The organism is Roseburia intestinalis L1-82 (assembly GCF_900537995.1).
Taxonomy (GTDB): Bacteria; Bacillota; Clostridia; order Lachnospirales; family Lachnospiraceae; genus Roseburia; species Roseburia intestinalis.
Window position 1 is genome coordinate 2,832,804 of the sequence record NZ_LR027880.1, and the last position, 15,115, is coordinate 2,847,918.

Genomic DNA, 15,115 nt, shown 5'->3' on the forward strand with positions numbered 1-15,115 from the left:
TTACTTATAGATAAATTCTATCATTTTAGGGTGGTTGTGTCAATAAATTCTGGTCATACCAGTGTGCCAATTTTTTAGAATTTGTTTAGAATTGTCTGATTGCTATCACAGGAATGCGAAGATTTTTTAATTCATGGACGTAATTTTCCTATGAAGATTCGGGTGTCAAAAGGTGGCTTCCAAATTTTGACACCCGAATCCTATGAATTAAAAAAACAACACTACAGTCCGCAGAAAAACCTGTATACTGTAACGTTGTCTGTCTTACTTTAGTATGCCTTTACTTTTACATATCCTTCTTCATAAGAATATTTCAGATAAGTAATAACATTTACAACCTGTCTCTTATCATCATCAATGTGTATCCTAATAAGTTTTGACCTCTCCATTTGCTCAAATCCATCCGATCTGGATCTTTCATAGATAATCCAATCCCCCAAATTCTGTCTTTTACCGCACATTCTGCAAGGATTTGATCTTTCGTATGTAACAAACCTTCCCTCAATTTATCATTTTGGGAAAATTTTGCTATAAGCCCTTCATAAACTACAATCTGCCTTATACCATTCCAGTAATTTTCATTATAGCCTGCCACCATACGTCCCAGTTCTTTTATAGATCCAACCTCATCTGTTTCCAATATCTTTTCAGCAATCACATCGTCTCTGAAACAAACTGCCTTTTTATACATCATATATTGCTCCATAGATGAAAATCCGATTCCATTTACATCAAACTGTGACATATACCAGTTACTCAAGTATCCATTTTCCTCATCAGGATTATGAAAACATAAAATATCCATTTTATGCTGCACCTACCTTTTTTACTGCCAGATCAAGCTCTAAGTCATGCAGTCCGTGATACGCTTTCATCAAAAAATTTAACGGTACTTTTTCTATCACCTCCGAGCTTGGAATATTATAGTACCATTGATAATACGCATAAAACTCGCCAATCCAGTCCGGCATAAACCCTTCTAAAGCCTTTCCAGCTTTCAATTTATACTTTTCTGTATCCGAAAAATATCTCCATAATTCTTTAGCATCCATGGTATTAACATACGCCATCGACTCATCGATATATTTTCTGGTTTTACTTTTCATATACGCTTCTATAAAATCCGTTGTATCATTTTCAGGAAATGTCTGCGCTACAAAATCAAACAGTTTTCCCTGACTCTCTACCACATCATCTAAATATGTCTCTGAATATGCCCGCATTTTTCTCTCCTCATAAAAGTGTACTAAACACATTGGTTACTTTATTTGCATCAGAGTCAATCAATTCTTTCATCCTTTTCCTTGCTGTCACATCGCGTTCATTGTATTTTTCATTAAACTCGTCATATTCCACGGAAATAAGTTCTTCTTTTCTCTCAGACAGCCTCGAATATGCCAGTTCTGATTTAATACAATACTGTATTCCCAAACCTCCCAACAAAAGGAGCTCTTCTAAAATTTCCACATCAATTTCATCTCTGACAAACGCTTTTGCAATATAAAAGTACGATGCATCCGCTCTCCATCCTTTTATCACATCATATCCGCTTGTTTCGATACCATATTTTGCAATAAACTTCTGCGACAACATTCTGTAACGCTTAGAGTCTGCTGCATCCCTGTGTTTCATTAATTCAGCCAGCCATGATAAAATGCTATATTTCTGGAAATCAAGTACTTTCAGTCCTTCCATATCCAACTCATATTTATGAACCCAGCCATTTGTCTCATCCGGTCTGCAAACCGCCCATTCTTTTGCAAGATCAATATTTTCCGTCAAATAAAAGCCTTTTCCGTAATCATGCCGGTTTTCTCCCAATCCAAAAGCTGGCTTTATTTCTTTGTCAGGACTCCCATGATACAAGATAATCTTACCCATATCGTCATCCTCCCTATACAAACATAATTTAGAAATTGCAATCTGTTCCGCTTTTTTAAGCTAAGTTCTTTTAGCGTACCCAATAATGCTTTATTCCCCTCTTTGATTGCCTGATCTACCTCTTTTCCTAGAGCAATACATAAAAAGGTCATCCGCTACCTCACGATAACACCGCTAAGCCTACGCTATTGAAAAAAGTGTCGCAGGTAATGCAGCCGGAGCCACACGCATCTCTGCACGGATTGACCGATTTCATTTTACCATTTCTTCTGAAAATATTCTATACCTATCCTGCCATAGATTGCACCAGAAAAAAACAACGCTACAGTCCGCAGGAAAACCTGTATACTGTAACGTTGTCTGTCTTACTTTAATATGCCTTTACTTTTACTTTGGAAGAAAGTCCCCTGCTCTTAAATAATTTCTTATAAGCGGATAATTTCTTCTTCGGTACTTTGACCGTGGTTGCTTTTGTGATTCCTTTAAATGTACTCTTAGAAAGTGTCTTTGCTTTCAGTTTTGTAGATTTTATCGTAATTGTCTTTAACTTCTTGCATCCGGAAAAGACATTTTCTCCGATCTTTGATACATTCTTACCGATCGTAACCGTCTTTAGTTTCTTATTATTCTTAAATGCACTCTTTGCGATCGATGTTACTTTATAGGTCGCACCATTAATTTTGATAGAATCCGGCACAGCGATCTTTGTCTGTTTTTTGTTTTTCGGTGCCTTGTATTCTACCTCATGGACTTTACCGGCATTCTTCTTGATGGTATAGAACGATCCATCTGCCTTATTCACAACAACCTGTCCGACGGTAAGTGTATTTGTATTGGACGGCTGTTCATTTGTTGTTTCTTCCTTCCCGGTCACCGGGATCACAACTGCTGCTTTCTGATAGCCGCATACGCTGCATTCCTCATGGCTGCTGCCTTCGGTACTTTCTGTTGCCTGCCGGTCGATGATCGTCTGAAATGTATGCTCTGCCTGTTCTAATTTCTTTCCACATCCATTTTTACAATCTTTCCAATGTGCCTTTTCATCCTTTGACCAGACTGCATCTGTTACATCATGTCCAAGTGAATCCGTCATGATCGTCTTTGTCTGAACCTCAAATGATGGATTTTTAAATTCTGCTTTGTACTCTTTCTTGCCGTTTGTTTCACATCCTGCTTTTTCCTCTGTATAAGATGCAGTTACAGTTTCGCTTTCTTCATTTTCACATCCCTCACATATCCTGCGTGCCGTACAGCTCATATCGCTCTCGCTCCATGTATACTGTGGTGCACCATAGTGATGTCCGTCTGCATTACTGTATATGCTGCCATCCTGATATACAGTCATACCGCCCAATACCGGAGTCTGATCTGTTCCGATTTTCTGTCCCCAGATCAATTCAGCCCTCCTGCTATCTCCACTTCCATCCAGAAGATATGCAACCTCTCCATCCGTGAATGCTTTCGTTGTCTTTGTAATCTCGCCGTCCCATGGTAACGTATTCTTCTCCATACAGTAACAATTCGATATCTTGCCGGTGATCTCGTCTTTCTCAGCTTCTCCGTTACCGATCAGCGGATACTCCGTTGTATGATAGCAATTCTTAATATTGACACCCGTAAATCTTCCTGCAATACCACCAACGTCTGCAGCATCTTCACCTGTTACTACCACATTTCCTATATTGAACGAATTTTCCAGACTGGTATTGCTGTCCCATGATCCGATCACGCCGCCGGTATACTTACCTGTATTCGTGACATCTCCCATATTTCCATACTTACTACCATCTGAATTGCTGCCCATTCTTCCGATCACACCGCCGACATTATCTCCATTTCCTTCCACAGCTCCCCTATTTAAAATAAATCCATCCATAGAAGTCATCGGTGCAGAATATGCATACTCCCCGACAACTCCACCGACACTATTTTTACCTGTGATCCTGCCGGTATTGATCACGCCCTTTGCTGCCTGAATTTGACAGTTACTGTTATCAGAACTTGTCATATGCCCTCCAATACCACCAACACTTGTAATTGCTGCTGTCACTTCTCCTTTATTCTGTAACATTCCATTCCGGGAAATTATAGATATATCAATTCCATATCCGATCAATCCTCCTGCTCCCATAGAAGTATTGCTTCCCATACTAGATATCTTACCCGTATTGATAATATCCGCATCCGCTTGAATGGACGCAAGATCTGCATATCCGATCAAACCTCCGACATATCCACTTGATTTAGCAGTTATAGCTCCAGAATTGAGAATACCCTCATGGACGATCACCTTCATTCCACCACTAGCCTGACCGACAAGTCCACCTACATTCGCTGTCCCTGTAACTGCACCTGTATTACTGATCGAGGTATCGGATTCGATCTGTGCACTGCTTGCATATCCAGCCAAACCTCCTGCCTGACCTCCTTGTGCGGTTATATCTGCTTTATTGTTACAGTTTACGATTTTTGCATCACTACATGCCTGACCACAGATACCTCCTACACTATCCCAGCCTTTAGAACTTCCTGCAGTGGTGACATTTCTTATCTCTCCGCCACTGCCTAGTATGCCAAACAAACCGGCATTATTGTTAATGCTTCTGTCCGCATGGATCGTGATCTCTGCTCCGTTACCATCGAAGACTCCTTTATAGGAACCGGAGGAATCTCCGATCGGATTCCATGTTAAGTCTTTCTTTTCTCCACGTACTGTTGTATCGATCTCTGTTACACCATCTGCAACTTTCGCACATTCATTTCTATCCGAGGATGCTTTTACGATCTCTGCAAACTTCCACAGATCCTCCGAACCGGTGATCACATACGGATCTTCTGCTGTTCCACTTCCCTGTAATTCCTCTGCCGCATAAACTGTCACACTTCCCTGACTGCCTGTCACAATGCCTGCCACAGCCAGAAAGCCCAATAATATGCCGCCTGCCATTTTCCTGCTTATCATTTTTGTCACTTTCAAATTCAGCGCCTTCTTTTTTATTTCATTTCCCTTTTTTCATGTACTCCTAGAATTCTTCATTTAGAAAATTCTAAGCGTACATATATGCATACAAAAATATTGTATCATTTTTTATACTGCGTGTCATCACTTTATCAAAATAAATGGTTATCAAGGTAAAGTGATGCTAGCTAAACTGACAACCCACATTTCTGAAAAAAGCAGGGAGCGTCAAATCATTCTGACGTTCCCTGCTTTCTCCTGAAAATATTCTATTAAAAATTCTTAAACCCATACCCTGCAGCTCTCACGGCATCAATAAAATCTCCCAGCACTGCTGCATTTGTCTCTGACTCCGCATGGAGCAGATAAATTGCACCCGGATGAAGTTTATCTTTCATCTTCTGCAGACTCGATGCATGATCCGGCTGATTATTGACATCATAATCCAGATATGCAAAACTCCAGAAAATACTCTTGTAATTACAGTTATTTAACAGGGCAAGTGACTGCTCACTGAATCTTCCTGTCGGGTAACGGAACAGATACATATCATATCCAAAATTTTCTTTGATATAGGCATGATTCTCTGTTACCTCATTTTCCTGTTTATCTAATGATAAAGAAGGCATACCTGCGGAAGGATGCGTCACACTGTGGTTTCCTAACACATGTCCTTCATCGATCATTCGTCTTACCAGATCCGGATTCTCTTTCGCATACGGTTCTGTCACAAAAAATGTGGCAGATACCCCTTTTTCCTTTAAGGTATTTAAGATGCTCTCCGTCTGTCCGTATTCATAGCCTTCATCAAAGGTCAGATAAATGTCTTTCGTGTCATCACCAATAAAGCAGGCATTGTATTTTCCATATGTCTCCTGCGCATTGATGGCATCTAACGGACGGTTTTCATCATCTGTATGGCTGCCAAGTCCCCAGTCATGGCTGGTGGCATCCAATGAGGATACATTTTCAATCGGTGTGTTCTGCAATACCTGTCCTGTCGTACCTGTGCCCGTTTCCGTACTCGTCTGCTCTTCCGTGCCTGGAACATCCTCGACGGATTCTTTAGCATCTGCTCCGTCTTTTCCATAAGACTCATACGTTTTTAACACAGCATCCCCGATCGCCTTTGCATAACTGTCAATGTTTGCATCAAACAGCTGATTATCCGTCGGACTGTTCATAAAACCAAGTTCGACAATACATGCCGGCATGTTCGTGTGCAGATTTACATAATAATCTTTGCTCTCGCTCTTTTGTGTCCCTTTTTTTACACCACGGTTTCTCGAGATCCCTGCAGCATCCAGGTTATCCATAATATTTTTTGCAAGCGCCTGTGTCTTGTCATCCGCGTCACTGCGGATCCAGGTCTCCACACCATTTCCTTCACCCGTATTGCGATGCAGTGACACAAAATAATCGGCATTATTCTGATTTGCAAAAGATGTCCGTTCCTCCAATGATAAAAATGTATCATCGGAACGTGTCATAATGACCTGAATATTTTCTTTGTCAGCAAGATATGCCGCCACTGCCTGTGTGATTTTTAAATTATCATTTTTCTCATAACGAAGCCTGTAATCAGACCCGTTATCCTTTCCGCCATGTCCGGCATCTAAGCATACGATCAGTTTATTCTCATCTAACTTATCCTTATTCTCCTGCTCGTCGTCAACAACCACGATCTTCCCCTCAATCTGCGAAAGGTCGATGCCTGCCGGAACCAGCTTGTGCAGCAGACTCCCCATCCCCTGAAATAACGCAAGAACGATCAGAAGCTGCAGCGAACAATATACTATGCACACCAGGTTTCTCAGTCGTTTTTTTCTTCGCTTCTCTGCATTCAAATCCGTTCACTCTCTATCTTATCTATTTTAATTTTTCAAATTCTTTCATCCGCAGTGCCACTGGACTGACGGGCATCTACGTTCCACTTCGGTCCGTGCTAAACAGGTGCCACCGGCACCTAGCACCGCCCTATCAAATAAGAAAAACACAAAAAATGCCTGCAAGCAGTCATTTTTTGTATTTCTCTTATTTGGCACCGCTCACTGCCTACGCACATTATATCCTATCCACATGTAAAAGACCATAAAACATTTTCTTAATATTTTATGATGTTTCAATCAAACAGGAACTGCGACAGTGCATAATTGCTGACATCCTGTCCCTTGGGTGTCAGGTATATTCTTCCTGCGCGGCGCTCTAAGAGCTCCTCCTCCTGTAGATGATTCAAAACTTTCTGATACACTGCCTCGATGGGCATCCCAAAGCTGTGCATAAAATCATCCCTTGAAACTCCGTCGATCATACGAAGTCCTAAATACATAAATTCTTCCATCTGCGCATATTTGCCAACTGACTCAGCAGAGGCGTGCAGATTGGTTGCCGGGAGCTGTTCCACTGTTCCGTCGTCATGTTTATTTTCCCAGATGCCTTCCCGGATGACTTCGACCTGCTCCAGATAAGTATATAAATCTCTGGTGTTAGTGTAACGTATATTTTCCATCAATGACGACGCACCAAGTCCCAGACCAAGATAATTGACACGCGTCCAGTAACCTATATTATGTCTGCACGCATAACCAGGCTGTGCAAAATTTGAAACCTCATAATGCACATAGCCGTTTTCCTTAAGCATCTGCTCGGTCAGCTGTGTCATCTCATAGACTTCATCTTCTGTCGGCAGTGCATCCGTCGCCATTCCTGCACGTTGTTTAACCGCATCAAATTTATACAGATCATAAAACGGAGTTCCTTTTTCAATGATCAGCGAATAGGCAGAAATATGTTCCGGTTTCAGACGGCAGACTTTCTGCAGGGAATCCGCATAAGTTGCCGTGTGCTGTCCCGGCAGTGAGCTCATTAGATCCACATTAATATTGGAAAATCCCCCTGCTCTTGCAAGTTCATAAGTTTTCAGGAACTGTTCCCATGTATGGATACGCCCTAACATTTTCAGTTCAACATTCTGTGCAGACTGCAATCCCAAACTGATCCGGTTGATCCCGGACTGTCTGTACACTGCAAATTTCTGCGCTGTAACAGTTCCGGGATTGCACTCAACAGAGACTTCCGCATCCGGCAGCAGCGCAAAATTTTTATGCACGGCATCCATGATCTCTGCCATATCCGACTCCCACAGCCACGATGGCGTGCCGCCACCAATATAGACTGTTGAAACCACATAATCCCTGCAATGTGCCCCATAATAGAAAATTTCTTTGCAAAGTGCCTTCACATATTGTCTCTGTGTATCTTCATCTGCCGGGAAAGAAAGGAAATCACAATAATTACATTTCCGGACACAGAACGGGATATGTATATATAATTCCAGTTCCTTTTTTTCCATATTTAATCCTCATCCAGTTTTAAAACACTCATAAATGCTTCCTGCGGGATCTCGACATTTCCGACCTGACGCATACGCTTCTTTCCTTCTTTCTGTTTCTCTAACAGTTTTTTCTTTCGGGAAATATCGCCACCGTAACATTTTGCAAGCACGTCCTTACGCATTGCCTTGACGGTCTCTCTCGCAATGACTTTACCGCCAACAGCCGCCTGAATCGGGATCTCGAATAAATGTCTTGGAATCTCCTCCTTTAATTTTTCGCACATCTTTCTTCCACGCTCATACGCACTGTCTTTGAATACGATAAAGGAAAGGGCATCGACCTGTTCTTTGTTGATCAGGATATCAAGTTTTACCAGCTCGGAGCGCTCATATCCCTTTAATTCATAATCAAAGGACGCATAACCCCTCGAACGTGACTTCAATGCATCAAAGAAATCGTAAATGATCTCATTTAACGGCAGATCATACTTGATCAGTGCACGCGTTTCCTCTAAGTATTCCATACTTAAATAAACACCGCGGCGCTCCTGGCACAGTTTCATGATTGCACCGACATACTCACTCGTCACCATGATTTCTGCCGATACGACAGGTTCTTCCATGTATTCGATCTCAGACGGATCCGGCAGGTTTGACGGGTTTGTCAGATCCATGACCTCTCCGTTTGTCTTGTGCACTTTGTAAATAACCCCCGGAGCTGTTGTCACAAGATCTAAATTAAACTCACGCTCTAAACGCTCCTGAATGATTTCTAAATGAAGCAGGCCTAAAAATCCGCAGCGGAAACCAAAACCAAGCGCTAACGATGTCTCCGGCTCATACTGCAAGGAAGCATCGTTGATCTGTAATTTTTCCAATGCATCACGGAGATCCGGATATTTTGCACTGTCAGCCGGATACATACCGCAGTACACCATCGGATTGACCTTTTTGTAACCCGGAAGCGGCTCACTGCATGGGCGGTCGGCATTTGTCACGGTATCACCGACACGGGTATCGCGGACATTTTTGATACTTGCACAGAGATAACCTACCATTCCCGCTGCAAGCTCATCACACGGGATAAACTGTCCGGCACCAAAATATCCGACCTCTGTGACCTCGGACTGTGCACCGGTTGCCATCATGCGGATGGTATCTCCCACTTTTACCGTTCCCTCTTTGATACGGCAGAATACGATAACACCCTTGTAAGAGTCGTAAAGTGCATCAAAGATCAGCGCCTGAAGCGGTGCTTCTTTATCTCCAGTCGGGGCCGGGATCTTTGTTACGATCTGCTCTAATACCTGATCGATATTTAAGCCGGTCTTAGCAGAAATACGCGGTGCATCCTCCGCCTCAATCCCGATCACATCCTCGATTTCTTTTACCACTTCATCCGGCTGTGCACTCGGAAGATCGATCTTGTTGATGACAGGCATGACATCAAGATCATGATCTAATGCGAGATATACATTTGCCAGTGTCTGTGCTTCCACTCCCTGTGCTGCATCCACAACCAGGATCGCACCGTCGCAGGCTGCAAGGCTTCGTGATACCTCATAGTTAAAATCGACGTGCCCAGGTGTGTCGATCAGGTTAAAAATATACTCTTCCCCGTCATTTGCCTTATAAATGATACGGACTGCCTGTGACTTGATCGTAATTCCACGCTCACGCTCTAAATCCATATTGTCAAGAACCTGCGCCTGCATCTCACGGCTGGTCAAAGTTCCTGTACGTTCTATGATACGATCGGCAAGTGTCGATTTACCGTGATCGATATGTGCTATAATACAAAAATTTCTGATTTTACTCTGATCTATTGACATATTACTCTCCATTTCAAAAAAAAATACGCCGGGCATATGCCCATACGTTTTTATTATACGGGAAAAGCAAAGGAAACGTCAAGTCATCCGCAATCCTCTTTCATGTTTCATTTTCATTTATTAACAATTAAAATACAAAAATTCACAATATGTTCACTGGATTTTTAGTACTTTTGGGTACATAATAGACTTGCTGTTAAATATTTAACAGCTGGGTTTCTATCGTCAATATGACAAAACCCCCTTCTTAATATGAAAATCCCCCACGCAGTGGCTGCAAACACTGCGTGGGGGATTTTTTATATCATGTGCAAAACCAGCACATGATCGTGATCTACACTTGCTTCACTCGGCTATCTTATTATTTCATTGAACTCTTACTTTTATTCATAAATCGGATAAGAGATTCCCTCTCTCATAAATACCGGAATCACATCGATCGGTGCCGGTACTGTCACATAATTTCCGCCCTCGTATACCTTTTTCGTGTAGGCATCCGTCCATTTTGTACCTGCTGGGAGATATACCCTGCGCTCTGTCGCACCTGCCTCCATGACCGGTGCCACTAAAAGATCTGGTCCGAACATATACGCATCCTCCACGTTCCAGCTCTCTTTATCCTCCGCAAAATCAAAGAACAGTGGACGCATCACCGGTGCACCCGTTTTACTTGCCTGTTCCATGCAACTACGGATGTATAGTCGCAGACGTTCACGGATAAACAGATATTTTTTCAGGATCTCATAATTGTCCTCCCCAAAACTCCACACTTCATTATCCTGACCGGAAGTAAGCTGGCGCACACCATCGATAAACTCCTGCTCTCTCTCGTACCACGGAGAACGCTCCCCATGCATACGGAATACCGGGCAGAATGCACCCCAGGCAAACCAGCGCACCAGAAGTTCTTTAAATGCCGGATCTTTGATATCCCCGCCAAGAAAGCCTCCGATATCCGATGTCCACCACGGAATACCAGCCACGCACATATTAAGTCCTGCCTGCAGCTGCTCTCTCATGGAGCGGAAGGACGAGTACACATCCCCGGACCAGGTAAGAACGCCATATTTCTGGCTGCCTGCCCATGCACAGCGCACCAGACTCATGATATCTTTTTCTCCCTCCGCTTTCAATCCGTCATAAAATCCTTTCGCATAGCCAACCGGATAAACGTTGCTGCACTGCAGTGCCGGTCCCTCATAATAGCGGTAATTATCAAAATCATATGGTCCATACTCCGGTTCCGCTTCATCTAACCAGAAACAGCGAATTCCGTTTTTATAGTAATTTTCCTTACATTTTTCCCATACAAATTTCTGCGCGCCCGGATTGGTCGCATCGTAAAATACGGTATTTCCCATCCAGCTCATATGATAGGAAAGTCCACGATCCGGTGTGACAAGATATCCGCGGTCGTTCATCTCGCCATAGTTTTCGCTGCGCTCATCCACGGTCGGCCAGACAGAGACAACCGTCTCGATTCCCATGCTCTTTAACTCATCCACCATCGCTTTCGGGTCCGGCCAGTCTCTCGGCTCAAATTTAAACTCGCCCTGCATTGTCCAGTGGAAAAAGTCGATCACGATCGCATCCATCGGAAGTCCGCGCTTTTTGTGTTCTCTGGCAACTGCAAGGATTTCATCCTGGTTGCGGTAGCGCAGTTTGCACTGCCAGTATCCCATACCATATTCCGGCATCATCGGAGTCCTTCCGGTTGCCGCAGAATACTGTTCCTCGATTTCAAACGGTGTATCTCCTGCCGTAATAAAGTAGTCCAGTTTTTTTGTGCTCTTTGCGTACCACTCTGTCTTGTTTGCACCAAAAACTGCTGTTCCGATTGCCGGGTTGTTCCAGAAAAATCCATAGCCTCTGCTTGAGACCATAAACGGCACGCTCGCCTGACTGTTTCTGTGCGCCAGTTCTAACATTGCACCTTTTTTATTCAGATTTTTCTCCTGGTACTGTCCCATACCAAATATTTTTTCATCATCAAACGCCTCAAAACGCATAGTCAGTTCGTAATCCGTACTGCCCGGGATCGGTTTTAACTCTCTCGCATCAATGCGCAGCGGCACACAGTAGCGGTTGATCCGGTTTCTGTTTCTCCAGTACTCTTCGGTCAGAAGTTCTCCCTTCTGATTATAATAGCTGATCCATCCCTCCGGGGAGATCACGGCCGTGATTTTTCCATTTTTAACGGTGTAAACTTTTCCGGTCTGATGATATTTTGCAAACTCCTCGCCTTTGTACCATGGATCCGTCGTATCAACTTCTTTACACTCCACCTGAAGCGGACACATTTTTACCTCCTCGGTCAGCGCCCAGTCATGTGCATCCATCTGTGCCTCTTTGGTCATGCGCACACGGAAGGAATTTTCTCCCCATGGTTCTAACCATAATGTCAATGTTCCATCTGCAATTACAAGTCTGTTGTTTTCTTCGTAAACTCTCATCTAACTTTTCCTTTCTTAATATATAGATATATTCTTACGTTTGTCTTTACACCTGATAAATCCGGTAAATGAATTCTTCTCTCCCAAAATTTATCTTTCTGCTATATTATATTTTCCGACTCTAACGTTTCATCTCCCCATACAAAACACCGCGTGACCCGGTCGCCAGAAAAAATCTGCCAAACTTTCTTTTATCCCCATCGATACTGTTGATCTCGCCGTACATCTGGTTATCCTGATTCAGCCGCTCATACGATTTTCCCTCATCAAACGTGCGGTAAAAACCATATTCCCCTTCAAGGCGTCCGCAGAAATAAATTGCTTTTTCCTCTGTCAGATAATCCCTGTCCTCTCCGATCACACCAAGTCCCATCCGGTAGCAGGCATCCCCTGTGTCCGTCAGGCGTTTCACATGGATTTCTTCTGTTTTCGTGTCATAACAGAGTTTATAAAGTCCTGCATCGCCCAATGCCAGGTAAAATATGCCAGTCTTTCCGCCCTCACCGCGCACTTCCGTCTTATTTGCAGTATCAATATAGCCAAAATCACAGACCGGAAATGCCTCTTTCGGCTGTTTCTGATAAAAGTTTCTTCCTCCATCCCTGCTCACATAGATTTCGGACGCACCGCCAAAACCATAAAACAGATCTTTCCTGCTGCGGTCGGAAAATACTTTCAGATATCCCGTCTCAACAGGCTGCCCCGCCAGATCAAACACTCCTGCTTTTTGAAAACTGTGTCCTCCACCATTGCTGACAAGCACCAGTTCCACCGGAAGCCTTATCCCATCCGCAACCGACCATACAATATTGACGCCATCCGGTGACACTGCCACCCATCCGGCATTGACATTCGGGTTTTCGATCTCATGCAGTTTCTTGTCGATCTCTGCATTGATACCAAACGGCATGCCGATCCGGTCAAATGTTTTAAAATTATCGCACGTGCGCACCAGACCGCCTTTGGTTTTTCCTTTCCAGTTTCCCCGCGCCGTCACAATGCCAAGATTACTGTCCGCATCGGAAATATCTGCGTTGATACAGGTAATGTAACGGTTGCCCTCGCTGTCATCAAAAGAATTTTTACAGGGTTCATCAAGATTCCGGAATGCAAATCCGCCGAGGTCTCCAACGATATCCACAAGCTGTACCTCTCCATCAACCGGCGCATATACATTCAGATGAACGGTCTCCTCGATTCCGGTACACGCATCATGATAGCGCGGATGCTCACTGAGCAGCGCATCCGTCATAAAAACGCCGGTTCCCGAATTAAACCATACCTCATCCGGATCAAACGGATTGATCTTAATATCACTCAGCCAGTGCAGCAGACAATGGTTTCCGTTATACTCCGGTTTCATGTAGGAAGTATTAAAATATAAATCCCCCTTTTCCAGTCCGCAGAGACTCACGCTCCAGCTGCTGCCATAATCTTTCGAAAGATATACGATTTCATCGCTCTCTTTTTCCCTGCAGAGCGTTGAACACACCAGAAGTCCCGGCATTGTTTTACAGGAAGAAATACCGCCAAAACCATAATTTAAAAATTCTGCTGTCAGCGTGCCATCCTCATCCGGTGTAATGTCATCATACCCTGCAATTTTCCCGTCTGAAAAATAATACCGCAGCACTTTCCCGCCGATCACATCCCCGGAATCACAGCTATATCCAAGGTCGACCACATAATTCCATCTTCCAGTGACATTCATCGTCACATAAAGGTATGTTCCATCATAGTCATAGCGCGATGCCACAAGACCGTTCATTTTACTGTCATGAATCATGACATTTTCCGGCTGCATCAGTTTTTCAAACGTCTGCCCTGCATCATAGGAAACATACAGGCTGTGACCGCGAAGCGTATCACTCTCCCTTGTCGTATATCCTGCGGTTCCTGCAACAATTGTTTTCGAATCATCCGATACCCAGACACAGGTCATGTAATTTTCCTCTAAAGGAAGCCGTTCCCAGGTATCTCCTCTGTCCGTGGTTTTCCAGAGACCATCTAACTGGCTTGCAAAATAAAGTGTGTTTTCATCTTTTTTATCTACCACCAGACGGTATCCGGTTCCTCTTCCGCAAAGATTGCCATGAACGGTCACCGGGATTTTTTTGTGAATAAATGTCTCTCCATAATTCTCTGAAATTGAAAATTTTCCATAGCCCTGTCCGTTAATGCCGCTCATGATGTACAGGCGCTCCGGTTTCTTTTCATCGAGTGCGCATGCGATTGGAAATGTTTCGGAGATGTCCGCCATGCTCACACTGTCGATGAGGCTTTTCCAGCACTTTTTTTCGTATTCATACCGGTAAACGCCTCCGATGTCTGTTCTGGCATAGAGGATGCCGGGCTGTTTTGGGTGGTACAATAAACCGGTGACGTAGCCGCCGCCGGGGATTGGGGCGTTTTTGTATTCGTAGGTGATTGTTTTGTGGGCTTTCATTGTATAGGTGAACTCCTTTCGTGGGTGGTTTTTGGGGTAGGGGGATTCATTTTGCATGTAAGGTGCGGGGCTCTTTTGGGGCTGGAATGGCGAACCTGGGGGGGGCTGACAGCCACACCCACGCACCGCTTCATTACAAATCCTCCACGATCGAGTAGGAGGGAAATCTGAGTGATTTCCCGACCTCTCACACCACCGTGCGTACCGTTC

The 15,115-nt window shown here is 43.8% G+C and carries 9 protein-coding genes; all 9 read right to left on the reverse strand.

Annotated features, from left to right (window positions below):
- Positions 1 to 331: 331 nt before the first annotated feature.
- Positions 332 to 805 carry an NADAR family protein gene (locus RIL182_RS13545; protein WP_006858488.1) on the reverse strand — a complete coding sequence of 158 codons (474 nt, stop codon included), beginning with the start codon at positions 803 to 805 and terminating at the stop codon, positions 332 to 334.
- Between the two features lies 1 nt (position 806).
- Complete coding sequence (locus RIL182_RS13550; protein ID WP_006858524.1) at positions 807 to 1,256, reverse strand: hypothetical protein; 450 nt, start codon at positions 1,254 to 1,256, stop codon at positions 807 to 809.
- On the reverse strand, positions 1,234 to 1,881 hold the full coding sequence (locus tag RIL182_RS13555) for a DUF3990 domain-containing protein (protein WP_006858487.1): 648 nt from the start codon (positions 1,879 to 1,881) through the stop codon (positions 1,234 to 1,236). The genes RIL182_RS13550 and RIL182_RS13555 overlap by 23 nt, the downstream gene beginning before the upstream one ends.
- A 370-nt stretch (positions 1,882 to 2,251) precedes the next feature.
- Positions 2,252 to 4,843: a leucine-rich repeat domain-containing protein gene (locus RIL182_RS13560; RefSeq protein WP_172606716.1), complete on the reverse strand. Its 2,592-nt coding sequence runs from the start codon at positions 4,841 to 4,843 to the stop codon at positions 2,252 to 2,254.
- A gap of 269 nt (positions 4,844 to 5,112) precedes the next feature.
- On the reverse strand, positions 5,113 to 6,645 hold the full coding sequence (locus RIL182_RS13565; protein WP_242655619.1) for an N-acetylmuramoyl-L-alanine amidase: 1,533 nt from the start codon (positions 6,643 to 6,645) through the stop codon (positions 5,113 to 5,115).
- 317 nt (positions 6,646 to 6,962) lie between these two features.
- On the reverse strand, positions 6,963 to 8,192 hold the full coding sequence (gene hemW / locus RIL182_RS13570) for a radical SAM family heme chaperone HemW (protein WP_006858485.1): 1,230 nt from the start codon (positions 8,190 to 8,192) through the stop codon (positions 6,963 to 6,965).
- A gap of 2 nt (positions 8,193 to 8,194) precedes the next feature.
- Complete coding sequence (gene lepA / locus RIL182_RS13575; RefSeq protein WP_044999432.1) at positions 8,195 to 10,006, reverse strand: translation elongation factor 4; 1,812 nt, start codon at positions 10,004 to 10,006, stop codon at positions 8,195 to 8,197.
- A 383-nt stretch (positions 10,007 to 10,389) separates the two neighbouring features.
- Positions 10,390 to 12,459 carry a glycoside hydrolase family 31 protein gene (locus RIL182_RS13580; RefSeq protein WP_006858484.1) on the reverse strand — a complete coding sequence of 690 codons (2,070 nt, stop codon included), beginning with the start codon at positions 12,457 to 12,459 and terminating at the stop codon, positions 10,390 to 10,392.
- 121 nt (positions 12,460 to 12,580) lie between these two features.
- Positions 12,581 to 14,905 carry a WD40/YVTN/BNR-like repeat-containing protein gene (locus RIL182_RS13585; RefSeq protein WP_044999431.1) on the reverse strand — a complete coding sequence of 775 codons (2,325 nt, stop codon included), beginning with the start codon at positions 14,903 to 14,905 and terminating at the stop codon, positions 12,581 to 12,583.
- Positions 14,906 to 15,115 lie beyond the last annotated feature (210 nt).